This is a genomic window from Paenibacillus amylolyticus, from assembly GCF_001570725.1.
In the GTDB taxonomy this organism is placed as follows: Bacteria; Bacillota; Bacilli; order Paenibacillales; family Paenibacillaceae; genus Paenibacillus; species Paenibacillus amylolyticus_A.
On record NZ_BCNV01000004.1, the window covers coordinates 70602 to 95900 of the forward strand.

Sequence of the window (25299 nt, forward strand, 5' to 3'; positions counted from 1 at the left end):
TCTGTCCTTTGGAGTGTTTCATTAAGACCAGAAGATGGAAGAAAAAGTAATGAATATTTAGATCAAAAGTTCTATACTTAACGAGTCTCAACCAAATTTATTACATAGAGAAGGAGTTAAGTATGTCCAGAGTATGCAAATGGCTCATCGTCAGTTTAGTTTCAATTTTTATACTTAGCATGTCGGAATTCACAGTCTCAGCGTCCACTTCAATAGTTCAAACCGCACAGAACACAGAGCGATCCATTTCATCCAAAGATCGGGTGCAACATAACATTCGTTTTGCAGTCAGAGGCACGGAGGTGACCGTGACTACGCTTCGAACAAGTTTTGATACTGGTGAAATCAAAGAAAATGAGTATCATTTTACCGATCCAGCTATCCTTCCTCGGATACATACCGGTCTGACGACAACTTCCCATCAGTATGATCCTATTGTTAGTGACACACCAGCAGGATTAAAAGGATACATAACTTATTATGCCACGGATGATAAGCAGTATTATTACGTTTTGTATGAGTATGACTATAGCTCGAACACACTTCGCAAGGTCCATGAGGGCGAAAACCGTATCTACTTGGAACCTCAAATCGGAATATATTATACGATTTACGAGAAAAACGTACCTAAATCCAACTACTATTCCATGGTCACAGGAAAAAAAGTATACACTCGTGGAAAGATTTTGCTGGAAAGAGATTTTACAGACACCAAATATGTGGTATCACCGATTCCACAAACCCGTAATTTTGGGGTTTATTGCACAGATACTTTAGATTGTCACTACCTTGAATATGGCGGTATAAAGGGGAAGAAGGCAAAAGTAAGCGACTTGTGGATGAAGCCCGACCAGAAGACGGGCTTGTCTACTAAAGCTTTTCAGGTAAGTGCAGATGTTCATCTAAATGTTTCTCAAGGCAACACGAGGGATCGGAAATCAGACTGGACTGTGGTTGTAACCAAGAATGGCAAAAAAACCACACTGATTAAAGAGCGAGTGGGCTATGTGCAATCATTTATCTCACCCGAAAGAAAAACATTGGTTCTGGTCACAGAGAACGGTCTGGATAGTAAAAAGGAGTCTTCCAAGGTACAAATCTATGATTTGAAGACCCTTAAACGGGTTCGTTCCTATGATTCTCCTTATCGCGCTCGTACCGAAAGTATCCAATGGATTACTGAGGATGAGTATATTATTGAACAGTATTTTTCCAATCCAGGTTCTTACCCGCCATCCTTATATGTTATTTCAGAAAATAAACATCTTAAATTGAATTATAGTACGTACAGTGACTGGAAAAAATACTGGAATTCCTTTCAGTTCTCTAATGTCTTTTTCCCGATGGAGCCTGTAGCTATTAAGTCTGACCAGGGTGTATTAGAGTATAAAGGACAGCCTTCCTTCTACATGGAAGGGCAGCATTATGTTCCTTTAGAAGAATTCACTAAAGCATTTCATATTCAATATAATCTCGGTAAGGATCGGATCATCTTCACTCGTGGACAGCGTTCTTCTAGTGTAAATCAGCCTTCAAAACAATTGTTGACGCTGTACAATCAGACCTTTATTCCCTTGGGTCAGTGGAGTAAGGACTTGGGGCTCAAAGTATCGGAGACAAAAGGAAGCAGGTACAACAAACAATTAAGCATAAGCGATGAAGAAAAGGGTACTGATCTGGCCATGGAGCCCAAAATTCTCCCTTTTCAGGCAAGTGCACGATGGATGGATCGGGTAGGGGACAGTTACCAATTAGATCCGGTAAATACTAGGCCGATGGAATCAGCTGTGCCAGACCGAATTGATGGTGTAGTGCTGAATTTTGATCGAACATTGACCATTTCCTCCTCTAAAGATTCAATTACAGAGTTGCTGTTCACCAATCCAGACTACACTTCGGTGATCGGGAAAGTATCTTTAACGGACATACCTGAGAGGAAGTGGGGATTTAGCACAGCCAAGATTCCAGAAAACATGTTACAAGATGGTGTGCTTAATATGATTTTTCCCGTGAATGAAGGAAAATCAACGATGGTGTACTCCTTGAAGCTTCCAGAACCATTTGATAAAAATAAATTCTAAAGATAATAAGCAGTTCAGGTACAGCATCATTTTTGCTGTGCCTTTTTCATTTTTTTGGGTAAATATAATCAGGCTTAACGTCTCACATCAGGAGTGGGGGCGCATTGAGCCCAGCCAAGGTTCCTTTTACAATAAAATAATAGAATCTTTCGCCACCTCTTTATATTGACCACTTGGGAAAGGGGAATGACCTTGCCTTCATATACATCGTTTCAGTGTTCCGGCCGGGAGGCCTTGTTTCTGTTTCATATAATGAATATTCCGGAAGCGGATCAGCTTCTCACGGATCTGAATGATCCTGCATTACAGGGGGAGCAGGTCGAACGTACCTATGAGCAGATTCTCGCAGGTTTAGTTGAAGATGGTGTTATTGAATTGGATAACCAGCAGATGACCATCGATCCGGAAGTACATAACCTGCTTATGGGCTGTAAGCTCAGCAGTGCAATAACCCGACTCGATTTGCGTGCAGCAGATGGGCAATCATCGGTGACCTATGGATTTTTGTCAGGCGGCATGCAGATGGTTGAGTGGGTCTGGAAACCTGCACAAGATCAGGCGGTACTGACTTCTTTTGATGAATTCGAAGAAATGTTTCAGGTCATGGGGAATCGAATTGAACTACCCGACCCAGTAGTATCCAATGTGAACCCTCAATCACAGGATACGATTCGTACACTCATACAGGGAGAAACGTTAAAACATCTGTCTGCGTTGGCAGTAGATTCAGCCTTGGAAAAGTTCGAATCTCTTTTGAAAGAGGACCAGCATCTGGATCAAGCGTTAATGCAGACATTGACTGAAGGCTTTGCCACGCTTGAGAAGTGGGGGAATTTCGAGGTATATACTCGAGGACGGGAAGGACAGCCACAAACCCTTTATTTTATAGGCAGTATCCACGGGAACTGGTTGTTCCTTGAAGGGGAAGAGAACGATCTATTAACAGCTTTCAAGGTAACGGAAGAAGAGCTGGTGCAAAGCCTGTTTCTGCTAACGACCCGATCGTTATCCGTACTGTCCGAAGTTTAAGCCCGACATGAGCCATACATAGATGTAAACCAAGGGGGGATCCAGTTGACCAAAATTGTCATGAAGGCAGACTATCTGAATTCACTCGCACAGCAGATTGAACAGGTGACGGCACAGCTGCAACAGGTGGATAGTGTTCTGCAACAAGCCATTCAGGGAGCAGCCTGGCAGTCGGGGAATAGACAGACCATTATTGGTCTGTACCAGACACATCAACAGCGGTTTCAGACTGCTGGACAGAGTATGCAGCAGCTGGCTGCGTATGTAAAGACTACTCGTGAGAAGATGGAACAGGAGGATCAATCAGGTGGGAGATTTGGTCTTACGGGTGTTAATTTGCTAGCACCATTTGATGGCCCCGGAAGCACAGTAGGTACGCTAACCGCTGCTGCGGCTGTCGCGAAACTGGGATATCGAGTGAAAAACGGTTATATGGTCAAGCAGGAGCTGAACCGAAACACGCCACGTATTTTGGTTCGCGAAAGCTATGATTCAGTGAAAGGTAATCCGTTGGTGAACGGCAGACCAAGGGACTACAAAATCCATTATGTCCGAGACATTGAAGCCAAAATAGCGAACGGAACAGCTACACCTCAGATTAAGGAAATCGCCTCGATGATGAAGCCAGGTTATGCAGTCAAATCGGCATTAACGGACAAGCTGGGTTGGGCGAGTGTAGGTATTGATGTATTCACGGATACGCAGGAGAACATCAGTCAGAATGCGTCCGGTGACAAGATTGCTGGTGATATTATTGGTAACGTTGTGGTCGGTGGGGCAACAACGGTGGGAGCGACTCTCTTGGCAGCGGCCATTCTGCCTGCGGCGGCGCCTGTACTGGCAGTAGGTGCAGTCGGCTTGGGTGTATCTGTAGGTTTGACGTATCTTGCAGAAGGGGTAACCATGAATATGGATTTGGATGGCGATGGGCAGGATGATTCCGTGAAGGATGTTGTAAAACATGGAGCGAAGAAAGCATGGTCTACGGTTTCCGGGTGGTTCAAATAGATGGGAAGTCATAAACGAACTACCAAGACATCCATTACTTCCGAATCTGCCGTGTATGAAGGAACATCCTATAATCGGGATGCATTCGAGAACTATCTTGCGGTATACGCCGTGGACGGAATTCGTTTCAGTGCAGGTACGCTCGTTCTTTTCTTCCTCAATGTATTCCTGCTCATCCCAGTGTTCAGTGTTCCGTTTCAGCCGTTGTATGCCTATTTGCTGCTCCCGCCGCTGGCAGTCATGAATGTATGGGCCATTGCTCTGATTGTGGCTCCCCGCAGGTTGCAATTGAATTACGTTCTGTTTCGAGGTGTATTCGGAATCGTATGTTCATTGGGCTTTATGATGATTATTCAAAAGTTTGCCTACGGCATGTTAGGCCTGACAACGCCTTGGTATGCGATTGGTTCGTTTGTGGTATACGGTTTTGCATTCTTTCAGTATGCGAAGTTTCACATCAACAGATTGAAGCAGTCACCTAACAGGCAAAAGTCTGATAAAGGCGGTCGCATGCCTGTTGCGACGCTGACTATGCTGACTGGCGGTGGTTATCTGCTGGCCAATATTTCTCTGGCCTTTGTTACCGAACAGACGGTTGCTGTTGTGCTCATGAGTGTGTATATCATGCTGGCCTTTGTTGTATTTCATTTTATAATGGATACGCATCGGTACTACTGGCTTCGCCGCGTACTGAACACGCCTGTGGAAGCTGGCAATACAACACAGAATACAGAGAGGAAGATTACATGATGGACAAAGAAACATCTACCTTACTGCCGAATGGGTCTGTTATTCGCTTAAAAGAAGGCACCAAAAAGCTTGTTATCTATGGACGCAAGCAGATGTTAATGACAGAACCACCCCGTCAATTTGATTATATTGGCTGTTTATACCCCGAGGGTTACATTAATCCGGATTATACGTATGTATTCAATCACGAAGATATCGAAGAGATTATTTTCAGAGGATATGTGGATCAGGAGGAGGAAACATTCGCGGCGGAACTGGAGCGTAAATAACCTGAGTTGTAAAGGTTGGTTCTACATATGAGGAAATGCCACTAAACGGATCAGTCCTAACGTGACTGATCCGCTTCACGGAAACGCGTCGCTGTCTGCTGAAGACTGGTGCCAGTCTCCTGTAAACCGCGTAAATAGTGACTTATGTTTGTCATGCTGTCATTCATACGCCCGAGAAACTCCCGCTGGCGTTCGCCTTCCCACTGCCCCTCAGACTGATCAATCATCGTTTTGAGTTGGGCCAGAATATCTTGTCCATTTTGGGATGCCTTGTTGAACTCACCTGCCAGTTGTTGAAGTTCTTCTGGGGACAGATCAATGCGTTGGTTCATGATGTCCACTCCGTTTCGTTCGGATATAAGATACTTTACACTTCATTATAACCCCATCCTTTTCAAAATGAAGCTGGACGAAAGCCTTGTTTTCAGACCAATTCAGCGCGTCTTCATAGTACAAAACACACATCAATCAGCCCCAGCTTATAGAGTGGGACCGAAGTGATGTGTGTTTCTTTTTTGTTTATTTCACTTTCTGTACAGATACCGCCATTTGCTCCAGTTGATTGTGAGTCAATTGGTTATTCGGCGAGCTGAATGTTACATAACGATCATCCAGCTTGAACGTGAGCATATCCGTTTGATCGGGTGTATACCATTTGGCGGATACGCCATTAGGCAGTTTTACCGTTTTGCCATCATAGCTGAACGAATAATCTTTAGGGGATACCGTGACATTCATACGATTGAAAACAAAGTTTACACCATCACCGCCCGCACCTACGCTTTTGAACGAATCTCCAGCAACCATATGTTGTGGGGCATAGGCAGTTGTGAACCCGTCAAACTTTGCAAATGCTTTGCGAATGTTATCCAATTGTTGCTTGCTATAGTTCACATCTGCGAATGCAGTAATCCCTTGATCGTTGTTGCCAGTTACCTTCTGAACAGAGACAGCGACTTGTTGCAGCTGAGCTTGGCTCAGCTTATGATCCGGTGAGCTAAGTGTAACGTAGCGATCATCCAGTTGGAATGTGAGCATGCCCGTTTGATCTGGTGTGTACCATTTGGCGATCACGCCATTGGACAGTTTCACATCTTTGCTCGTATAGCCGTCTGAATAATCTCTTGGAGACACATCCACTTTCATATGGTTGAAAACAAAGCTGACGCCATCGCCACCCGCACCTACACTTTTGAACGTATCACCTGCGATCATCTGCTGAGGTGCATAAGCGGTCTCGAACCCATCGAATTGTGCAAAAGCCTTTTGAATGGCGTCTTTTTGTGCTGTACTATACGTTACATTCGTTAGAGTTGATGGATTGCTTGTCGCTTGGCCAATAATGACCTGTCCTTTTTTGCCATCATAGGATACAGGTACATGTAGCGCATCGGCAAGCGCACGTACAGGCAGATAAGTGGAGTTGTTATAGGTAATTGGTGCAAGCTTGTTGCCATTGCCATCCGTTGGTGAGTAAGCCGCGCCATCAACATTAAAGCTGATTCCATGGTTAAGGTATGCAGAGATTTTTTCCAGCTGCGTTCCGGCGAATACACCCGTTGCTCCTGTTAAAGTCATGCCCAGTACCATCATTGTTGCTACAGATTTTTTCATGTTTTTTTTCATCATATATCTCTCCTTCAAGTTGGGGTTTGGTTTGTTTAATGGGCTCGCTGTCCCTTATGGCTTTATATTAAACCCCGAACATATCCAGAATAATTCTGAATTATCTCCAACTTGTAAACATGTGCATGTACATGGAGAATGTAGAACGAAACTTGAAGTTGCTTGGCATGTTTGAACGTATTCTTTGCCGAATCGAAACATTTTAGTTAAAAAGATAGAGGATTAGTCCGCCAAAACCAAGTACAATCGCACCGACGTATACATAGGAAAGTTTACTGAGGTTTTGCTTTGTGCGGCGATCATATTCGGGATTACTGGTCTGATTGGCTTTCGAATTTCCGATGATCATGGTAGCAACACCTCCAAATAAGGCGATACCCACAATTAAAACATAAGGCAACCAGGTCATGAATGGACCTCCTTCGCGAATAATATGATTCTCTTCATTGTACTTCAGGTTAACCTTTGATGTAAGCTTCAATTGAGAAATTAAGGGAAATGAAGTACCTATCTTACAGATGGTATATCGTCTCGGATAGGAAAGATCACTGCAACTTTATATTTTTTTAATCCTAAAAAACCTTGATACAACAGGCATTCGTAGCTTTCTTCACTGAAAGCTGCGAACTTTTTTTGCCCACAGAGTGATCCAGAATGGAGAAGCCTGCGTTACACCCTATGAAGACGACGACAAGGAAAGAAATTATACACAAAACATAATCGAGGAGTGAACACGTAATGAAAATGAAAATGAAGAAGTTTATCGCACCTGTACTTAGCTTGACACTGTTGATGCCGGGGATCGCTGGAGCAGCTTCCGCACCACAGACACCGATGACCATGATGAAAGCATCCGTGAACACACCTGCAGCTGACCTGAGAGCGAACCTGGACCACCTGTTGTCCGAGCACTTTGCACTCGCAGTAACGGCAATGGCCAAAGCATATGACGGAGCTAAAGATGCAGATGCAGCCTACAAAGCACTCGACCAGAATGCACTGGATATGCAACCGGCAATCGCTTCCCTATACGGTGACGCTGGTGCCAAAGAATTCGAACGTATCTTCCGCGCTCATAATAAATACACAGATGATCTGGTGAAAGCAACCAAAATGGGCAACCAGGCTGGGATCAAACAAGCACAGGCAAACATCAACGGTTTCGTGGATGAATTCTCCACATTCCTGAGCACAGCTACCGAAGGCAAGTTGCCAAAAGCAGCAGCCAAACAGGCTCTGCAAGTACATGAAGATCTCGTGCAAAAAGTATTCGATGAGTATGTAGCTGGAGATTATGCTGATGCATACAAGGCTTACCGTGAAGGTTTCAAAGAAATGTTCGACGTAAGTAAGGCGCTCTCAACGGCCATTACTACACAAATGCCTGAGAAATTCGAAAATACCAAAGCGGATACGAAAGCAGCTGATCTGAGATCTGCACTCAACCACTTGGCTTCCGAGCACTTTGCGCTTTCGGCTCTGCAAATGCAAGAGGAATTTGATGGACGCACAGCAGCCTCCAACGCACTGGTTACAGCTGAAGCTGGAAACACAGCTGACTTCAAAGCAGCGATTGCTTCCGTTTACGGCAACGATGGTGCCAATGCTTTCGAGAAAATTTGGGTAACCAACCACGTTAATGCACAAAGCGACTACGTAAAAGCCGTTAAAAACAACGATGCTACGGCTCGTGCAGCAGTAGAGAAACGTATTGATGGATTCACAACAGAGTTTGCTACATTCCTGGATTCGGCAACAGCTGGCAATCTGCCAAAAGCAGCAGGACAACAAGCTCTGACAACGCATGAGAATCAAGTGCAAAACGTATTGAATCAATATGCAGCAGGTAATTATGATGCTTCTTACACAACAAATCGTGAAGGCTTCAAAGTGATGTTCGGTGTAGGTCAAGCCCTGGGTAACGCGATCGTGACTCAATTCAATGACAAATTCCAAGAGCCAGCAACACCTGCACCCGCGCCGGAAATGACAACAGTATGGATGCAACTGAACAGCAAAATGCTGAAAATTAACGACAAAACAACCAACATGGACACAACACCAGTACTTTGGAAAAACACAACATACATTCCACTGCGCTTCCTAAGTGAAGGTATTGGTGCAACAGTGAAATGGGACAAAAAAGCACAACAAGTAACGGTAATGGCTGGCGATGATACCCTTGAATTCTGGGTGAACAACAACGTGATGGAAGTGAACGGTGTGAAGAAAAACGTGGGTTCAACTGTATTTGTAAACAAAGATGGACGTACGCAAGTACCCCTGCGTTTCATTGCTGAACTTCTGAACTGGGACGTGAAATGGGCACAAAAAGATGGTTCCATTACGCTGACTAAATCCATGTAATCCAACGTTTTTCATATGAATCAAGCAAAAGAGCTGCCCCATACGGCAGCTTTTTTGTATTCACCCAAAAGTTCAAAAATTTGGTATAATCATCGAGTAATGACCTACATAACAGCTTGAATAGCCGATGGAGTCTAGAATGAGGTATGATAATTTGGTATAAGCAAAATGAAAAGGGGGACAGAGGAATGAGTACATCATCAAAATCGGAGCGTCCAGCGAGAAATGTGGATACCCGGTTATTTGTTGCCTGGGCCGTTTCCGTTATTGCAACAGGGGGCAGTCTCTATTTCAGTGAGATCAAGGGCTTTCTTCCATGTGATCTGTGCTGGTATCAGCGCATATTCATGTATCCACTAACGATCTTGCTGGGCATTGCCTACTTTAAGGATGACGTGGGCATCACGAAATACGTGCTCCCACTTAGTTTCGTCGGTGGCGGCATCTCGTTATATCATGTAACGATCCAGCGTATTTTTTCGGCTACAGGTAATGCCGTGGCGTGCGGCAAGGTTCCATGTTATACCGACTATTTGAACTGGTTTGGATTTATCACCATTCCGCTATTGGCACTGATTGCCTTTATTATCATCATCGTGATGCTGTGGGGCATCGGCAAAACACCAAAATCTTCTTGATAAGAAAGGATAGATGGTGATGAGCGGACAAGCTCGTTGGTTCACGCCCTTCCTGGTGCTGATCCTTTTGGTCGCTGGCTGCTCCTATGAGGAGCAGTCTGCTTCCGGGGAGATGCCGGAGATGATCCGGGTGAAACTTATGATGCCGGATAAGGCGAAAGTGAATGAAGAGGTCGCTTTGCAGATCAAGCTGACACAGGGAGATCAGTCTGTAAATGATGCGGATCATGTACAGTTTCAGGTATGGAATGAACAGGATGAACCCGAAGCACCTTCATTCGATCAAGGAATGATGAGTGCCGAAGAGCTTGAATCTCGGGGAGCGACGAAGGCTGTATCTATAGGTGATGGTATATATGAAGTGAAACATGTGTTTCAGCAACCCGGAGTGTACGTGGTGCAGGCGCATGTGACCTCAGGAGCGATGCATACCATGCCTCGAACAAAGGTAACCGTAGAATAGTCATTTGTGGTCACCCGATGAATATACCGTACAAGTGCATTCGGGCTGGATGTAGGGTATATTCATCGGGTGTTTCAATGTGTTTCAATTGGCTTGCTTCACCCGTTTTTCGTTCACATATTCAGCCTTGACCTTGAAGTATACTTCAAGGTTTATTCTTGATTCATCAAGGAATATTGGAGGCTGGATAATGAGAATTTTAGAATGGATTTTGGTATTGGTAACCGTAGCTGTTACAGTAATTATGCTGGTGTTTCCGAAGCGCTGGGCAATGATAATGGGGACACTCACAGCTCTGATTCTGGCAGTGCTTCTGCATGGCTTAATCAATTCATTTCGGGTGCAGATGATACTAACCTATATCGTTACACTTGTATTATTCATAACGTTAATCATTCAACTCATGAAATCATACCGCAGTGGCCGTTATGTTCACAGCGCGCAGAAATCCAACCGTCGTTCATGGATTAAGATGACGCTGGCATCGATTCTGGTTCTGGCCTTCAGTGCAGGTTCAATCATACTGACCTGGCTGTTACCTGCTTTTACAATGCCTGAACCAACCGGCTCATATGCCATTGGCACGTTCTCTGAGCACCTGGTGGATGAATCTCGTGAAGAGACCAAAACACCCGAGACCGGGGACAAACGTGAACTTATGATTAATGTATGGTACCCGGTGGATCAGGAGGCCGTCCAAGGGCTGCCGCTGGAGCATTACCCTAGTGAACTGGGAGAAGCGATCAGTCTGGTGTTTGGCATTCCATCTCAGGTGTTCAGTTATCTGGATACCATTCCAACACATGTGGTGCAAGGAGCTGAGATGTCCACCGTCCAAAGCAAGTATCCGGTTCTGCTATTCTCGCCGGGTGTCCGCTCAGCCCGTTTTCAAAGCATGACGATGATTGAGGAACTGGTTAGCCATGGTTACATTGTCGTGGGGATAGATCACCCTTATACGTCAGCACAAGTGACATTTCCCGATGGACGTGAAGTTTCCTATCAGGCTGACCCTGAATTTGCAACGTCAGCGGAATTGTATCAATATAATGTAGAAGGCATAGGTATCCGTGCAGCTGATGCAAGCTTTGTGCTCGATACGCTTACCCAATGGAATTCACATGACCCGAATCAATTGCTCCAAGGCAAACTTGATCTGGATCAAGTGGGCATCATGGGTCACTCATATGGTGGGGCAACGACAGCGGAAGCACTGGCGCAGGATGAGCGATTCCAAGCAGGACTTAGCCTGGAAGGCGGATTCTGGGGAACCGTATCCAAGACAGCCCTGAAACAGCCGTTTATGTATATCATGTCGGGTGGAACCGCCAAAAGTCTGGAACCGGATGCCACCGAAACGGAAAAAGTAGCCTATCCAGAGTTTAAGCCTGATCTGGATCGAGTGATGACAAGTAGTCTGAATGATACCTATTATCTGACGGTGGATAATTTCTTCCATCAAAGCTTTACGGATATTTCATTAATCTCACCGAAACTATTCGCCAGAGGCATGACGCCAGAACATAATGTGGATATAACAAGATCCTATGCGCTGGCATTCTTTGACCGTTATCTGAAAGGGGAAGAGCAGCCCTTGCTGCAAGGTTCTTCAGCGCAATTTCCCGAGGTCACCTATGATGCCACGTATACCAAGATCCGCAACAAACAAACGCAATAAGTCCGCAGAAAGGTGGAGGAGTAGGCATGGAAACCATGACAAGAGGAATGTTGGCCAAGCGTACCGGTGTGAGTATGGCAACCCTCCGTTATTACGAGGATAGCGGGATTCTGCCTGCTCCCCGTCGTTCCTCCAACGGATATCGGGTGTATACCGAGGATTATCTGGTCAAAATTAAGTTCATTAAGGACGCCCAGCTGCTGGGTTACTCCTTAAAAGAAATACAAGAGACGCTGCAACTGCTCAGCCAGGAGGATATGGAAAGTGAGACGTTAAAATCCCTCGTTTCTGACCGAATCGCTGATATTCAGAAGCATATCGATCACCTGGAACAGATGCAGATTCATCTGGCCAGGTTGCTTAAGACGCCAGAAGATGATATCCACAACTATATTCAGTCGTTCAGGGTAACAAAGAAAGAGCCGTAATCGCGGCTCTTTTCCTGTTTAGCAGAAAAACAGGAGATGACTAACGAGCAGGGAATCGGAGATTTAAAACGAATACATAGTGTAGTTTGCCAATACATAGTGGTGGTTAAAGCAATTTCAATATTCCAATAATGAAATTTACACCAAAAAGGAGTAACATTTTCTATGAGGGATTTACAAGATTTTGTATCCGATTACATTAAAGGCAAGAAACATCTGCATCTTGAGATTGGCATAATTACAAAGGGCGATATCGAATATCATTCGGTAGGCAATCCCCAAAAGAAGAGCACGGCGGCTCCCGAACACAGATTGTTCGAAATCGGCTCTGTAACCAAGCTTTTTACATCGATCCTTCTATTAGAATTGGAACATCAAGAGCAGCTTTCCACGGATGACACGGTTGGTAAGTACATACACAATGGTAAAAACGATTATTTGAATAAGGTTAGCTTAAAAAGTCTTGCTACGCATACCTCTGGATTACCTGGAATGGCTACAAACCTGTCTTCGAAGAAAAATCGATACAATCCGTTTTCAAATTATACGGAGGATGATTTACTTGCTTTTTTATCGGATGCTGACTTTACGGATCAGATGGGTTCATTTGAGTATTCCAATACCGGCGTGGGCTTACTGGGTTATATCCTATGTAAAGTATCAGGCAGTACATATGACGATCTGCTGAAAAAATATATCACAGGTCCATTAAAGATGACGGAGACAGCTGTTATGCTGAATGCAGAACAGAATGGCAGATTTGTAGATGGACATACGTCAACGGGGAAAAAGATGCCTCATTGGGATACTGGTGTACATGAAGGGGCAGGGGCGATCAAGTCGTCTCTTCACGATATGTGTTTATTTGTGCAGGCCAATCTGAATGAAGATCATCCGCCAGTCTCTGCAATGCAACAAAGTCACATGCCTGTAATGATTGGAGATTCAACTCATCGTTACGGATGGTTTAGTGATCATATCTCAGATCAGAATATTCTCTGGCATAACGGTAGCACATTTGGTTTCTCCAGTTATTTGGCTATAAATAAGCAACAGGGGATAGGCGTCGTATTATTGTCCAATTATTGTTTTGGATCAGCCTCCATTGTGGATGAGTATCTGGATGCGATATTCAAGTTTATAACTAAAAAAGACCTTTATCCACTCATGCCGCTGGACCCTGTGGGTAATAAAATTCTGGAAGCAATGATGCAGAGATAAATGCAAAAATAAACACCTCCAAAGCGAACTCCCGAAGTGTATCCTCGGGCGCTCTCTTCTGAAGGTGTCTTTTATTTGTATCTTCATAATCTCAATCATGACATGCCCGCTTCACGCAGAAAATGGTGCACAATCTCCGTCTGATACTTGATCCGGGTAGAGCGTTTCAGACTCCAGCAGGTCTCCACCGTAACAGAACGGGCTTGTAATATTCTTGAAGCCGCTGTACGGGCAGATCCCGGTAACTCATGCTGCTTGAGGTTAAAATGACGATCACGAATCGCAATCGACCGATTCATCCGTTCGATCACTCTTCTGCAAGCCGGAATCGTCCGACTGCCGGGATTGGTAATCAGCGTTTGTCCGAGCACTCGCGAACTAAGCTGTGAAAGTCCGTTGGCTTCATGCAGATCGAGCCACCAGTCGGCCCGATGTTCACGCGCCAGCTGAAAAACTGCCGCTGCTAATCGATGCTTGGCCTTGCCCGACATACGGCGTGGAAACGTACGATTCAGATCTGGCTTACCTCTGATTTTCTTTGCGTAGGCTTTCTGATTCACGCGTGGCACGATAATCAGCAGCCCTCGCTGAATGACGCGACGACCCGTCGTACAATCATCTGCGAGCTTTTGTGCAGCGGCCATACTCGCCGTTTCATTCCCATGAACCCCGGATGTAATGAACATCACCGGTCCCGGCATCATGCCACGTACGATGTAATAGGGAGTGGCGTGTGCGCTGGATGCTGCCAGTATATGTTTGGTCACAAGCATGACGCTTCACCTCCGCTATTACAGTACGTCATGTCCCTCTTTCATGTAACGGCAGAAGAACAGGTCTTCATCCAATTTCATTACAAAATGGGCCGACTAGTACACCCGATGAATGATATCTTCAAAATCAGGTTCTTTCATCTCTACATCTTCAATCTCACCCCAATGTTCCAACTGTTTGAGAATGTCCATTGTGCTCCATTCCTTACGGTTCACTTGGGTGGTGACGATCTGTCCTTCCACTCCTGTAATCTGTATCGCGGACGACACAACATCTGGGATGTGAAACGCTCCCCGGAACGTTACCCGAATTAACGTAGGCAGTCCGATGGTTTCGCGAAGCGATGAGATCGTGCCGTCATATGTCAGTTGACCATGGTTAATCACCATGACCCGGCTGCATAACTGCTCAATGTCGTCCATGTCATGTGTGGTCAGCAAAATCGTTTTGCCAAACGTTTCATTTAATGTACGTAGAAATTGGCGAATGTTCCGCTTTGCGTTCACATCCAGTCCAATCGTCGGTTCATCGAGAAAAAGCAGTTCCGGATCATGCAGCATGGAAGCTGCGAGATCCGCACGCATGCGTTGTCCAAGCGAAAGCTTGCGGACAGGCGTGGCCCAGAACGATTCAAGGTCCAGCAGCTCGGCGAACTGGGACAGCCGTTTCTTTTTATCCTCGGCACGGACGCCGTACATCTCGGCCAGAATATCATATGAATCTTTCACGGGTAGATCCCACCAGAGCTGGCTGCGCTGTCCAAACACGACGCCCAGTCGACCGACGGTGCTGCGCCTGTCCTGATGGGGGTTCATACCACCAAGCCGGACCTCGCCCGAGGTTGGGTGCAGGATACCTGTCAGCATTTTGATCGTGGTAGACTTACCAGCCCCGTTTGGACCGATGTAGCCCACAAACTCCCCTGGGCCGATATCAAAACTGATATCGCGGACCGCTTCCTTGGACACATATTCACGTGAAAATAACGTACGTAACCCGGAGAAACGTCCTTCGCGAATAACAGGAGTTTTGAATTCCTTTTGCAGATGCCGTGCTGTGATCATGTTCATGATTCGTTTCGCCTCCTTAGCTACCTGTACTTTGATATTTGGTCATGCCGAATTGCCAGAAACGCAGACTTGCAGCCAAGCTCAGTACGGCAACCGCCGCAACAGCAACTAGAACCCACGCTCCTCCTTCACCCCGCAGCAGGTAGAGTGACGGAATGTAGTTGACGAATCCCACAGGAATCACCGTTAGCAGAATGCCGGACATCCATTTGGGATATAACGTTAGCGGATATTGGGCAGCTGTTCGTGCTGCATCTTCCGTGATCGTCTGTAATTCCTCGATGCGTGTGGTCCAGAATCCGAGTGTGGCGGTAGCGAGTCCGATGGAAAAGAGAATCACTGCCCCTGTCAGGATGATGAACAGGGAGAAAGGAATGGCAGTCCAGCCGATCTGTCCGCTCTGCATCATGCCTGCTAGAGACCAGCAGAGAATAAAACCGCCTTGCAAGACTTCTCCAGCCATGATGCGGAAGTTTTGTGGAAGCAGTGCCAGCAATACGGGCATGGGACGGGTTAACAGTTGATCAAGCTCACCGCCCACCAAGTATTTTTCCAGATGATGAACCTCGTTGCCGAATGTGCGGTACAGTGTTTTGGATAACGTCATGATGGCGAAAAGATAACCAATTTCATCGAGGGACCAGCCTTTAATGGCTCCGAATTTGTGCAGCACCAGAGCAACCATCAGAAACTCGGAGATTTGAATTAAAGCGGCGAGTACGGACGCCATGATGAAATTGAACTTGTATTGCATCCGGCTGCGGATGCTCGTTCGAATGAGCATTTTATATAAATTGAACCAGGAAGTTCGTTTCATCCGCCTTGTACCTCCACTTTACGACGTAACACTTGGGTAATCGCAAGACAGATCAACGTCATGAAGACGCACCAAAGCAAGGTTCCCCATAGCAAGGAGCCATCTTCGAAACCAAGATAGATTCGGGTAGGTACATAGAGCAGGAAAGGGTAGGGTGATATCCAGGCAAGTTGTTCAAGCCAGTTCGGTAGCCATTCCAGTGGAATGAAAAAACCAGCCAGCAGATTCATCATCGCGTGATTGCCCCAGTGAAGCCAAGAGGACTCTGTGGTCCACATCGACGTGGCACCGATAATGTAGTTCATGCAGATGGACAAGTATGCGGCGCCGGCAAGACCAAGTGCTGCATAGAACAACGTTGAAACGTCTGAGGGCCAATCCAGGGAAAAGACAATGGAGAAGAGCAGGTAGATCGGAATACTTTTGTACACAAACTGGTAGGCAATCTGCCCCCATTCGCGTGCCATCAGGTGGGTGAACAGATGAACAGGCCTCATCAGATCCAGTGCAATCTGCCCTGTCCTGACGGATAGGGGAATACCCAATCCATTCGTGAGAAAACCTGAGATCCAGAGAGAGGATTGCGTGAACGCAATATAACTGATCATCCCCTGTGTCCCGTATTCTCCGAGTGTGTGATCGGCCCCGATGCCGATCCAAAGGCAGGCGTACATGTAACCGAACATGGCGCTTGCCAAGTTATGGACCATGTGTGCCCCGCGGTATTGCAGGTTCCGGGAGTAGGCTTTGGAAGCCAGAGTGAAATAAAGCATGTGACACCTCCGATAAGTGGATTGAACGGCGTTTCCGTTCACTTCAGTCAAGGCGAAAAAAGAGAGAAGGACAACAGCATACCAATTTATTCCTTCACAGGCAAGACATTTTTTTAGCTATAAATGGAAATAATAGGGTTGTTCATGATTGCGCCACAAGACAACGGTCTGTCCGTTCCTTTATAATTGAGAGGCAGTATCGCAAACGTTTACAATATGAAATATTCAAATTTTAAATAAACCGCCGGGCTTGTGCCTGACGATTGAGGATACAGAACGAACAATCCGGCAAGAGAGAAGGATGTCATGAAGAAAATTGCATGGGTCACCGATAGTACCAGTACACTGGATCCCGTTTTTGCGGAGCAAAATCATATCTACATCGTACCGCTGCGCATCGTATTTGGAGAAGAATGTTACCGGGAAACCGATGACATTACATCTGAAACGTTCTATGAAAAACTTGCGGAGGCTTCACGTGCGAGCAGTTCGCAGCCACCCATTGGCGAGTTCATTGAACTATATGAGTCGCTGAAAGACAAGTACGATGAGATTATTACGATTCATTGCTCTACTGCACTGAGCGGAACGCTGCATACGTCCATGCAGGCTGCAGAGATTGCAGGAGTGACGGTGACCGCAATTGATTCAAAGGCAGGTGCCTATCCTCATCGTGAGATGATTATGCAAGGACTGGAATGGCAGAAGCAGGGATGTTCGGCTGCCGAGATCAAAGTAAATATTGAACAGATGATTGATAACATGTCCTTTTACCTCATACCGGCCAGTCTTCAGCATCTTCACCGCAGTGGGCGGGTGTCGGGCACACAGCTGATCATCAGTCAACTGCTCAAGATCCATCTGTTGCTTCGATTTGAAGAGGGCAAAGTGGTTGTGAATGAGAAGATTCGCACGTTCAAGCGGACGAAAGAGCGTATGCTGGATATGCTCAAACTGGATGTGGAGAAAGTAAAGCATGTGTGCATTATGCATGCGAATAATCAGGAAGAAGCCGTCACAATCAAAAAACAGATTGCAGATCTATTGCCTAGATTAAAGACCGAGATCATGCCGTTTATTCCTGTGGTGAGTATCCATGCAGGTGCAGGAACCATTGGGCTGTGCTGGATACACAGCGAGAACGGATACAGAGACTAGACGTATAAGCACTCATCTATTAACGCTCATAGACCTGGCAGGAAACACACTTTATACCAAAGTGGTGCTCCTGTCAGGTTTTTTCGTATGTCATTGCCAATTCAAACAAACTGTGAGGTAATAAAGAAAAATGTTCATGTTGGAGGGGAACTTGTGTCAAGTCACCGCTTATTGCTTGTTGAAGATGATCGTTCAATTAGTGAGATGGTCGGACCTTATCTGGAAAAAGAGGGATACGACGTCACGTATGCATATGACGGATTAGAGGCAGAATGTCAATTCAGTCAGTCACAACCGGGGTATGATCTGGTTATTCTGGACCTGATGCTGCCTCGTAAGAGTGGGATGGATGTGCTGCAGACCATTCGGGCAGTAAGTTTGGTACCTGTGCTCATTCTGTCTGCGAAGGATGGAGAAGTGGACAAAGCGCTGGGGCTGGGCTTCGGTGCTGATGATTATTTGAGCAAACCCTTCTCATTAATCGAGTTGACTGCCCGTATTAAAGCTGCGATTCGCCGCGCCAATTATACCGCTCAGCCTGTGGCTGAAGTGGCTAAAGATCAGCGTATTCACCTCGGCGGACTTGTGGTCGACATGGAGACATACGAGGTGGAACGTGAAGGTACACCCGTCAAGCTGACCTCCAAGGAATTTGGCATTCTGAAGCTATTGGTTACTCATCCCGGCAAAGTGTTCACCAAGGCTCAGATCTACGCTTCGGTCTGGAACGATCATTATTATGGAGACGAAAATATCATTAACGTACATATGCGTCGTCTGCGCGAGAAATTGGAGGTGGACCCTTCGGCTCCCCAGTATATCAAGACACTCTGGGGCATCGGATATAAGCTGGAGGCGGAGCAGGCATGACACTGATTTTTGCCAGTACAACAGCTATTCTAGTCATTGTGGTCATTGGAATGTGGGTGAGATTGCGGAAACGCAGCCAACACTTGTCTTATATTCATGAGAAAATATCCGCTATTTTGGATCAAGGCACCTTTGAGCGCTTGCTTGTATTCAACAGTGATGATCAAGTTAGCCAACTTCTGAAAGACATGAACCAGCTGCTGGACCATGCGCACCGTGCGACGGCCGGTTATGCGAACCAGGAGAAGGAGATGCGCAATATGCTCTCCAACATCTCGCATGATCTGAAAACGCCGCTTACGGTTGTGCTGGGCTATAGTGAGACCTTGCTGCACAGTCCATCATTGACCGATCAGGAACGAAAGATTATGACGGAGAAAATACAAGATAAGGCGCAGGAAGTGCTACGTCTGATTCATTCCTTTTTCGATCTGGCGAAGCTGGAATCTGGAGACACTGAGCTGGTGCTTAGTCGAGTTAATATAAGCGAATTATGCCGGTTGAAGATGATCTCCTTTTATGAAATGTTGACCAATCTCGGGTTGCATGTGGAGCTGGATATACCTGATGATGATATCTTCGTGCAAGGAAATGAAGAAGCACTGGACCGTGTGCTGGATAATCTCATTACCAACGGGATGAAATATGGATCAGAGGGTAAGGTGCTAGGGCTAACGCTCGAACATTCGGCAGGTGGACCTGTGACGCTACAAATCTGGGACCAAGGGAAGGGAATTCCTGAGAGTGAGCATAGCCGTGTGTTCGAACGTATGTATACACTGGAGGATTCTCGCAATCGACTCTATCAGGGCAGCGGCCTTGGGCTGACGATTACGAAGCGGCTAGTTGAGCGGATGGGTGGAAGCATTCATTTACATAGTGTGCCACATCAACGGACTGTATTTTCGGTTACCTTAAAGGCCAGGTAGAGCCTGTTTTGGCATTTTCGGTCAAGCTTAAGGTTTTTGTAAGATTTGATTAATAAAAAAGCAGACTTTTCTCTTTACAATACAGTATAGGAACCCGGACAGGGGACGTAAAGGAGAACAAGACGATGACTTATATCGCACGAACGATAGATGTGACCAAAGTATATGAAGGGGTCGAGGTTGTATCCAACGTCAATATGAGTATTAAGCAAGGTGAGATCTATGGGTTTCTCGGTCCGAATGGTGCAGGCAAAACAACCATCATGAAGATGCTGACCAATCTGGTTAAACCAACAACAGGAGAAATTGAACTGTTTGGGGAGAAGCTTACACCTACATCCTATGAAGTGTTGAAACGAATGGGCAGCATTATTGAATATCCTTTTTTCTATGATAAGCTGTCTGCTCGCGAGAATCTGGAGCTTCACTGTGAATACATGGGGTTTCACAACAAAAAGATCATCGACAACACGATGGAAACGGTAGGGCTTAAGGATACGGGCAAGAAACCGGTCAAGGACTTCTCTCTGGGTATGAAACAGAGGCTGGGATTGGCTCGTGCACTCATAACCACACCCGAACTGCTCATTTTGGATGAACCGATCAACGGATTGGACCCTGTAGGGATCCGGGAGATGCGAGATTTGTTCAAGCGCCTTAGCAATGAGTATCGCATTACCCTGTTGGTCTCTAGTCACATTCTTGGCGAGATAGAGCAAATTGCGGACACGGTTGGTGTCATTCGCGGCGGTCGCTTGGTGGAGGAAGTATCGATGGAGAGCATTCGTGGAAGTCAAAATGAGTTCATCGAGTTACAGGCGGTAGATATCCGCAAAGCGACTTATGTCATTGAACACCAGCTTGGTTTGAGTAATTATAAACTGGTCGATGACCAAACGTTACGAATCTATGATCCGGGAATCATTCCATCGGGACTGAACACCAAGTTGATTCAACACGGCATTGAGATCGAATCGATATCCAAACGGGCTCATTCCCTGGAAGAACACTTCATGAAGTTGGTAAAAGGGGATGAAGACGTTGCTTAAACTAATCAGACTTGAGATGCGGAAGCACCGCTTTGCACGTAATTTTGCAGGTGCAGGTATTGCCAACATAGCCATTCTTCTTTTCCTGATTATGATTGGATTCATGGATATGGGAGCAGAAGATTATGCCTATGCCGATTACCAGACCGCCTTTATAATTATCGATACGTTTGCGAGAGCGACCTTTATCATATTTGCAGGAGCTTTATTATCCAAGCTGGTGATCAGTGAGTATCGAAATAAAACCATGAACGTCATGTTCACCTATCCCATCCAGCGTCATAAAATCATCGCGGCCAAATTGATTATCGTGTTTGGTTTTACAATTGTGATGATTATGGTTACCGATCTGTTGATGGGTTCACTGCTGTTGATTGTTAATCAATTCTATTCCTTCATTCCTGAATCACTGAGCAATCGGGATATGTTGGGACTTCTGGTGAAGTACAGTATCAGTTCTTTATCGGCTGCGTGTATGGCACTCATTCCCCTATTCTTCGGTATGCGTAAGCATTCTGTTACAGCGACAATGGTCTCGTCCATTTTGCTAGTTTCGATTGTCTGCTCCGGATTCAACGGGTCGGAAGTTTCCATTCATTCGCTTATTGTTATCCCGCTGACCCTTGGAGCTGTAGGTATATGGATTGCTTCGATGTCCATGGTTCGTTTGGAGACCAAAGATGTGAATTGATTCATTCGGAAAACCATGCTCTGTGTGGCTTCAGATGCCATTGACATCCGCTCGTACAAGGGATAGGATAATGTCAACTGAGACACAAAGGAGAATGCAACTACCATGACGATTCCAAAAACATTAACAATAGCTGGCTCGGACACGAGCGGCGGTGCAGGGATTCAAGCTGATTTGAAAACTTTTCAGGAGCTGGGTGTGTATGGTATGACCGTACTGACTACGGTTGTGGCAATGGAGCCCGATACATGGGATCACCAGGTCTTTCCTGTGGAATTAAATGTAGTAGAAGCGCAGCTTCGCACTGTTCTTGATGGCATCGGTTTTGATGCAATGAAGACAGGTATGCTCGGTTCTGTAGATATTATTGAACTGGTAGCGAAGCATATTCGCCGCAGTGGTCTGCCACAGATCGTGATCGATCCGGTAATGGTCTGCAAAGGTACGGACGAAGTACTGCAACCGGAAAATACGGAAGCAATGATCGAATTCCTGCTGCCAGGTGCCGATCTGGTTACACCTAATCTGTTCGAAGCATCCCAACTGGCGAAGAGTGGACCGATTCGCTCCAAAGAACAGATGGAAGCAGCAGCAGCAGCAATTCATGCCCATGGCTCAAAGCATGTTCTGATCAAGGACAGAGGTGTAATTAGCCCGGGTAAAGCAATGGATCTACTCTATGATGGAACCAACTACGAATGGTTTGAAGCCGATGTTGTCGGCTCCGGATATACGCATGGTGCGGGCTGCACGACGTCTGCGGCGATTACCGCAGGATTGGCTCGTGGTCTTTCAGTGAAAGAGGCTGTTCGTGAAGGTAAAGCCTTCGTGACCAAAGCGATTGCCGGCGGATTCCCGCTGAACCGTTTTGTTGGCCCGACACTGCATGTGGCACACCGTCTGGAGCACCAACGCTAAGTGTTACCAGTGAGCGCGCAGTAGCGCATCACTTCTGGATAACACACTTCGATTTCATTTAAGTAGCTGTCAATGAGCAGAAGATTGCTCGTTGATGGCTTCTTTTTTGTGCGAATTTTGATAAAAATTAGTAACTTTTGGCTTATATTAATCGTATATATCATGGGGTTCATTCCAAAAGATGTCTGGACACATGAACGACACATGGAATAGGTATGTTATCATCAGAAATCTAAAAAGGAGAGTCGGTCATGATCAGAACAGTGCTTCTGGTGGAAGATGAAAGCCGCATTCGTGAGATTGTGGCCGATTATTTCATAAAAGAACAATGGAACGTCATAGAAGCAGAACATGGAGTACAGGCATTGGAACTGTTGGCTCTGCATGAGGTGGATCTGGTTATTCTGGATGTTTTGATGCCGGAAATGGATGGATGGACATTATGCGGGCATATTCGCTCCCAATCCACCGTACCTATTATCATGCTGACTGCACGGTCCGAGGATGACGATAAAATTCATGGATTCCAGCTGGGCGTAGATGATTATGTCACGAAGCCATTCAGTCCACGTGTGCTGGTTGCACGTGCAGAGACATTAATGAAGCGGGTTGAAGGTTCATTTGGACGAGAGCAGGGTGTGGTTCGCTTCGGACAGGTAACTCTTGATCCATGGGCTCGGCGACTGGAGAAGGACGGCATTGAAGTGGAGCTTGCACCAAAGGAGTATGATCTGTTGCTCTATTTGGTACGAAATGCAGGCATTGTATTGTCCCGGGATGCCATCCTGAATCGGATCTGGGGATTTGATTTTGAAGGGGACTCTCGTGTTGTGGATACTCATATCAAGAAGCTGCGCAGTAAATTAGGTGATGAAGCCAAGTGCATTCGGACTGTAATTGGCACCGGATATCGTTTCGAGGCAGAAGCATGAGAAGAAATGGCGTAACAATGAAGCTTTTCCTGGTCATGGCAGGATGTCTGGTACTTCTATACGGAACGACGGTTTTTGCCCAGTTGGTCTGGTTTCCTGACTTTTATCAGCATCAGAAGGTCAGCAGCATGAAGAAAAAGCTGTCCAAGTTCGAACAGCAATATTCCAATGGGCATTGGAGTGATTTACAACTAGCCAAGGAGACCGGGAAGTTCATGCGTCAGAATCAGTCGCATCTGGTCATTCTGACGAATACCGGAAGACTGGTTAATGATCCGTTCCACATTACGCTGCTTCAGGAGGACGGGAGTCACGTGAAGGTGTCCTTATCCTTGTTTATCAATAGTGAGAATGCAGGCTGGATTACATCCCATCTGAAATATGGGCAGGAACTGACGGTGAGAGGCCCGGCCAGCGGTTCCATGGTCTACCCATTCAAAATCCAGGATGCCACTTCTGCTGCATGGGGAACAGAAAGCTTTCAGGAATCGATTGAACCGGTAAAGGAATGGTCAGGTGTATTGACCGAGGTAGTTCTTCCTAATCTGGCAACGTGGAGTCAGAGACAGGGACTGCTGGTGCAGGCACTGGATAGTCGGTTCCCTTTGTCCACCGAAGACCAGCTTGCCTTGGCGAATGGCAAAATGCTTAATGAAGAATGGACGGATAGCTGGAGTGGTGTGCGGAACGTCATCACCATTGCTCCGGTGCATCGTTCAGGGCCCGAGCAACAACTGATATTCTCGCTTACCTCTCTACAGGAGATGAGGGAAGCGAACGAGGCAACACGATTGTTCTATGCGTATTTTGGTATTGGCGCATTTATATTGATTCTGTTACTGGCACTGCTGCTGTCCCGAATCGTAACGAAGCCGCTGCTGGCCCTGAACCATGTCGCCAAGAAAATGTCTACCCTGGATTTCACGGTGAAATCACCCATCCGGCGTAATGACGAAATCGGCAGTCTGTCCAATAGTCTGAATGCATTATCCGGAACCTTGGGTCAAACATTGGAAGAGCTGAGGCAGGCCAACACGCAGATGCGTACAGATATGGAAATGAAGCAGCAGATTGAACAGCGTCAGCGCAAATTTTTTGCCGATGCATCGCATGAACTCAAGACACCGATCAGCATTATTAAGGGTTATTCCGAAGGGCTGAAGGATGGCGTAAGTGAAAGCAAGCGTGAGCGTTACATTGAGATCATCGCCGATGAGACCATCAAAATGGAAACGATGGTTGAAGAGATGCTGGATCTGGTACGACTGGAATCTTCAGCGGTTCAGTTGAATACGGATGCTGTTGCACTGGCTGACATGATTGAAGATATCGCCGGTCGTCTGGGTCCGCAGCTGAAGGACAAAGGATTGGATGTGGTGCTTGTATCCACAACAGAGCAGACGGTGGAAGGTGACCGGAGCAAGCTGGAGCAAGTTATTTTCAATATCATGATGAATGCTATACGTCATGCGATACCACATACCGATATAACTATTGAGATCAGCAGACGTGACGGTTTGGTTCACATTTCCATTGAGAACAAGGGCGAGCAGATTGCTGAAGCTGAGCGCCAGTATATATGGGAGAGGTTCTATCGGGTAGAGCGCTCACGTAATCGCAAAATGGGGGGAACCGGGCTCGGTCTGGCCATTGCGAAGCAGATTCTTGATCTGCACGGGTGCAGTTATGGAGTGGAGAATACACCGGATGGAGTCCGTTTTTATATTATTTTTCCTAAAGCCTAGTACGAAAGGGAGTCA

The 25299-nt window shown here is 46.1% G+C and carries 26 protein-coding genes; 19 read left to right on the forward strand and 7 right to left on the reverse strand.

The features are described from left to right. Nucleotides 1-179: 179 nt before the first annotated feature. The 5 genes from PAHA3_RS19440 to PAHA3_RS19460 all read left to right on the forward strand — a co-directional run bounded on the left by PAHA3_RS19440 (nt 180) and on the right by PAHA3_RS19460 (nt 5137). Complete coding sequence (locus tag PAHA3_RS19440; RefSeq protein WP_167350916.1) at nt 180-2081, forward strand: hypothetical protein; 1902 nt, start codon at nt 180-182, stop codon at nt 2079-2081. A gap of 252 nt (nt 2082-2333) precedes the next feature. Then, the gene (locus PAHA3_RS19445; protein ID WP_062836388.1) at nt 2334-3110 is read left to right on the forward strand and encodes a hypothetical protein; all 777 of its coding nucleotides are present in this window, start codon (nt 2334-2336) and stop codon (nt 3108-3110) included. Nucleotides 3111-3155: 45 nt separating this feature from the next. Next, on the forward strand, nt 3156-4118 hold the full coding sequence (locus tag PAHA3_RS30925; protein WP_235599510.1) for a hypothetical protein: 963 nt from the start codon (nt 3156-3158) through the stop codon (nt 4116-4118). Beyond that, on the forward strand, nt 4119-4868 hold the full coding sequence (locus PAHA3_RS19455) for a hypothetical protein (protein ID WP_371327941.1): 750 nt from the start codon (nt 4119-4121) through the stop codon (nt 4866-4868). Further along, nucleotides 4868-5137, forward strand: a complete 270-nt coding sequence (locus PAHA3_RS19460) for a DUF4176 domain-containing protein (protein ID WP_062836497.1) — start codon at nt 4868-4870, stop codon at nt 5135-5137. The genes PAHA3_RS19455 and PAHA3_RS19460 overlap by 1 nt, the downstream gene beginning before the upstream one ends. Before the next feature lie 56 nt (nt 5138-5193). Here the strand turns inward: PAHA3_RS19460 and PAHA3_RS19465 are convergent, their stop codons facing one another. From PAHA3_RS19465 to PAHA3_RS19475, 3 genes are all read right to left on the reverse strand, one after another. Next, nucleotides 5194-5469 carry a WXG100 family type VII secretion target gene (locus PAHA3_RS19465; protein WP_062836389.1) on the reverse strand — a complete coding sequence of 92 codons (276 nt, stop codon included), beginning with the start codon at nt 5467-5469 and terminating at the stop codon, nt 5194-5196. A gap of 187 nt (nt 5470-5656) precedes the next feature. Further along, nucleotides 5657-6763, reverse strand: coding sequence for a stalk domain-containing protein (locus PAHA3_RS19470; RefSeq protein ID WP_062836390.1), 1107 nt, complete (start codon nt 6761-6763; stop codon nt 5657-5659). 202 nt (nt 6764-6965) lie between these two features. After that, nucleotides 6966-7172: a hypothetical protein gene (locus PAHA3_RS19475; protein ID WP_062836391.1), complete on the reverse strand. Its 207-nt coding sequence runs from the start codon at nt 7170-7172 to the stop codon at nt 6966-6968. Nucleotides 7173-7507: 335 nt separating this feature from the next. On the opposite strand from PAHA3_RS19475, the gene PAHA3_RS19480 reads away from it, so the two are divergent. From PAHA3_RS19480 to PAHA3_RS19505, 6 genes are all read left to right on the forward strand, one after another. Further along, nucleotides 7508-9130: a copper amine oxidase N-terminal domain-containing protein gene (locus PAHA3_RS19480; protein WP_062836498.1), complete on the forward strand. Its 1623-nt coding sequence runs from the start codon at nt 7508-7510 to the stop codon at nt 9128-9130. 188 nt (nt 9131-9318) lie between these two features. After that, nucleotides 9319-9768 carry a disulfide oxidoreductase gene (locus PAHA3_RS19485; protein ID WP_047841622.1) on the forward strand — a complete coding sequence of 150 codons (450 nt, stop codon included), beginning with the start codon at nt 9319-9321 and terminating at the stop codon, nt 9766-9768. Between the two features lie 19 nt (nt 9769-9787). Then, nucleotides 9788-10231 carry a FixH family protein gene (locus tag PAHA3_RS19490; RefSeq protein WP_062836392.1) on the forward strand — a complete coding sequence of 148 codons (444 nt, stop codon included), beginning with the start codon at nt 9788-9790 and terminating at the stop codon, nt 10229-10231. Between the two features lie 190 nt (nt 10232-10421). Next, nucleotides 10422-11909: an alpha/beta hydrolase gene (locus PAHA3_RS19495; RefSeq protein ID WP_062836393.1), complete on the forward strand. Its 1488-nt coding sequence runs from the start codon at nt 10422-10424 to the stop codon at nt 11907-11909. A gap of 26 nt (nt 11910-11935) precedes the next feature. Beyond that, nucleotides 11936-12337 carry a MerR family transcriptional regulator gene (locus tag PAHA3_RS19500; RefSeq protein WP_062836394.1) on the forward strand — a complete coding sequence of 134 codons (402 nt, stop codon included), beginning with the start codon at nt 11936-11938 and terminating at the stop codon, nt 12335-12337. Between the two features lie 165 nt (nt 12338-12502). Further along, complete coding sequence (locus PAHA3_RS19505; protein WP_062836395.1) at nt 12503-13558, forward strand: serine hydrolase domain-containing protein; 1056 nt, start codon at nt 12503-12505, stop codon at nt 13556-13558. A gap of 95 nt (nt 13559-13653) precedes the next feature. On the opposite strand, the gene PAHA3_RS19510 is transcribed toward PAHA3_RS19505, so the two are convergent. From PAHA3_RS19510 to PAHA3_RS19525, 4 genes are all read right to left on the reverse strand, one after another. After that, the gene (locus PAHA3_RS19510) at nt 13654-14331 is read right to left on the reverse strand and encodes a succinylglutamate desuccinylase/aspartoacylase family protein (RefSeq protein WP_062836396.1); all 678 of its coding nucleotides are present in this window, start codon (nt 14329-14331) and stop codon (nt 13654-13656) included. Nucleotides 14332-14427: 96 nt separating this feature from the next. Next, nucleotides 14428-15396 carry an ABC transporter ATP-binding protein gene (locus PAHA3_RS19515; protein WP_062836499.1) on the reverse strand — a complete coding sequence of 323 codons (969 nt, stop codon included), beginning with the start codon at nt 15394-15396 and terminating at the stop codon, nt 14428-14430. 22 nt (nt 15397-15418) lie between these two features. Further along, nucleotides 15419-16219, reverse strand: a complete 801-nt coding sequence (locus tag PAHA3_RS19520; RefSeq protein ID WP_062836397.1) for an ABC transporter permease — start codon at nt 16217-16219, stop codon at nt 15419-15421. Continuing rightward, the gene (locus PAHA3_RS19525) at nt 16216-16992 is read right to left on the reverse strand and encodes an ABC transporter permease (RefSeq protein ID WP_062836398.1); all 777 of its coding nucleotides are present in this window, start codon (nt 16990-16992) and stop codon (nt 16216-16218) included. Before PAHA3_RS19525 ends, PAHA3_RS19520 begins: the two co-directional genes overlap by 4 nt. A gap of 306 nt (nt 16993-17298) precedes the next feature. On the opposite strand from PAHA3_RS19525, the gene PAHA3_RS19530 reads away from it, so the two are divergent. The 8 genes from PAHA3_RS19530 (at nt 17299) to PAHA3_RS19565 (ending at nt 25284) form a co-directional block, all read left to right on the forward strand. Next, complete coding sequence (locus PAHA3_RS19530) at nt 17299-18150, forward strand: DegV family protein (protein ID WP_062836399.1); 852 nt, start codon at nt 17299-17301, stop codon at nt 18148-18150. Nucleotides 18151-18354: 204 nt separating this feature from the next. After that, a complete protein-coding gene (locus PAHA3_RS19535) occupies nt 18355-19020 on the forward strand; it encodes a response regulator transcription factor (protein ID WP_062836500.1) in 666 nt (221 codons plus the stop codon). Further along, entirely contained in the window at nt 19017-19949 is a 933-nt protein-coding gene (locus PAHA3_RS19540) for a sensor histidine kinase (protein WP_062836400.1), read from the forward strand. The genes PAHA3_RS19535 and PAHA3_RS19540 overlap by 4 nt, the downstream gene beginning before the upstream one ends. Before the next feature lie 125 nt (nt 19950-20074). After that, nucleotides 20075-20998, forward strand: coding sequence for an ABC transporter ATP-binding protein (locus tag PAHA3_RS19545; protein WP_062836401.1), 924 nt, complete (start codon nt 20075-20077; stop codon nt 20996-20998). Then, nucleotides 20991-21689 (forward strand): ABC transporter permease, encoded by a 699-nt coding sequence (locus PAHA3_RS19550; protein ID WP_062836402.1) that lies wholly within the window; start codon nt 20991-20993, stop codon nt 21687-21689. Before PAHA3_RS19545 ends, PAHA3_RS19550 begins: the two co-directional genes overlap by 8 nt. 105 nt (nt 21690-21794) lie before the next feature. Next, a complete protein-coding gene (thiD, locus tag PAHA3_RS19555; protein ID WP_062836403.1) occupies nt 21795-22607 on the forward strand; it encodes a bifunctional hydroxymethylpyrimidine kinase/phosphomethylpyrimidine kinase in 813 nt (270 codons plus the stop codon). Between the two features lie 251 nt (nt 22608-22858). After that, nucleotides 22859-23539, forward strand: coding sequence for a response regulator transcription factor (locus tag PAHA3_RS19560; protein WP_062836404.1), 681 nt, complete (start codon nt 22859-22861; stop codon nt 23537-23539). Then, a complete protein-coding gene (locus PAHA3_RS19565) occupies nt 23536-25284 on the forward strand; it encodes a sensor histidine kinase (protein WP_082762910.1) in 1749 nt (582 codons plus the stop codon). Before PAHA3_RS19560 ends, PAHA3_RS19565 begins: the two co-directional genes overlap by 4 nt. The last annotated feature ends 15 nt before the right edge of the window (nt 25285-25299 follow it).

Coding starts and splice junctions, on each gene's coding strand:
- PAHA3_RS19540 (WP_062836400.1), top strand. CDS start 19,017: ATGACACTGATTTTTGCCAGTACAACAGCTATTCTAGTCATTGTGGTC.
- PAHA3_RS19565 (WP_082762910.1), top strand. CDS start 23,536: ATGAGAAGAAATGGCGTAACAATGAAGCTTTTCCTGGTCATGGCAGGA.
- PAHA3_RS19490 (WP_062836392.1), top strand. CDS start 9,788: ATGAGCGGACAAGCTCGTTGGTTCACGCCCTTCCTGGTGCTGATCCTT.
- PAHA3_RS19560 (WP_062836404.1), top strand. CDS start 22,859: ATGATCAGAACAGTGCTTCTGGTGGAAGATGAAAGCCGCATTCGTGAG.
- PAHA3_RS19460 (WP_062836497.1), top strand. CDS start 4,868: ATGGACAAAGAAACATCTACCTTACTGCCGAATGGGTCTGTTATTCGC.
- PAHA3_RS19480 (WP_062836498.1), top strand. CDS start 7,508: ATGAAAATGAAGAAGTTTATCGCACCTGTACTTAGCTTGACACTGTTG.
- PAHA3_RS19505 (WP_062836395.1), top strand. CDS start 12,503: ATGAGGGATTTACAAGATTTTGTATCCGATTACATTAAAGGCAAGAAA.
- PAHA3_RS19470 (WP_062836390.1), bottom strand. CDS start 6,763: ATGAAAAAAAACATGAAAAAATCTGTAGCAACAATGATGGTACTGGGC.
- PAHA3_RS19455 (WP_371327941.1), top strand. CDS start 4,119: ATGGGAAGTCATAAACGAACTACCAAGACATCCATTACTTCCGAATCT.
- PAHA3_RS19520 (WP_062836397.1), bottom strand. CDS start 16,219: ATGAAACGAACTTCCTGGTTCAATTTATATAAAATGCTCATTCGAACG.
- PAHA3_RS19495 (WP_062836393.1), top strand. CDS start 10,422: ATGAGAATTTTAGAATGGATTTTGGTATTGGTAACCGTAGCTGTTACA.
- PAHA3_RS19530 (WP_062836399.1), top strand. CDS start 17,299: ATGAAGAAAATTGCATGGGTCACCGATAGTACCAGTACACTGGATCCC.
- PAHA3_RS19510 (WP_062836396.1), bottom strand. CDS start 14,331: ATGCTTGTGACCAAACATATACTGGCAGCATCCAGCGCACACGCCACT.
- thiD (WP_062836403.1), top strand. CDS start 21,795: ATGACGATTCCAAAAACATTAACAATAGCTGGCTCGGACACGAGCGGC.
- PAHA3_RS19500 (WP_062836394.1), top strand. CDS start 11,936: ATGGAAACCATGACAAGAGGAATGTTGGCCAAGCGTACCGGTGTGAGT.
- PAHA3_RS19535 (WP_062836500.1), top strand. CDS start 18,355: ATGGTCGGACCTTATCTGGAAAAAGAGGGATACGACGTCACGTATGCA.
- PAHA3_RS19440 (WP_167350916.1), top strand. CDS start 180: ATGTCGGAATTCACAGTCTCAGCGTCCACTTCAATAGTTCAAACCGCA.
- PAHA3_RS19475 (WP_062836391.1), bottom strand. CDS start 7,172: ATGACCTGGTTGCCTTATGTTTTAATTGTGGGTATCGCCTTATTTGGA.
- PAHA3_RS19465 (WP_062836389.1), bottom strand. CDS start 5,469: ATGAACCAACGCATTGATCTGTCCCCAGAAGAACTTCAACAACTGGCA.
- PAHA3_RS19525 (WP_062836398.1), bottom strand. CDS start 16,992: ATGCTTTATTTCACTCTGGCTTCCAAAGCCTACTCCCGGAACCTGCAA.
- PAHA3_RS19445 (WP_062836388.1), top strand. CDS start 2,334: ATGAATATTCCGGAAGCGGATCAGCTTCTCACGGATCTGAATGATCCT.
- PAHA3_RS19545 (WP_062836401.1), top strand. CDS start 20,075: ATGACTTATATCGCACGAACGATAGATGTGACCAAAGTATATGAAGGG.
- PAHA3_RS19515 (WP_062836499.1), bottom strand. CDS start 15,396: ATGATCACAGCACGGCATCTGCAAAAGGAATTCAAAACTCCTGTTATT.
- PAHA3_RS19485 (WP_047841622.1), top strand. CDS start 9,319: ATGAGTACATCATCAAAATCGGAGCGTCCAGCGAGAAATGTGGATACC.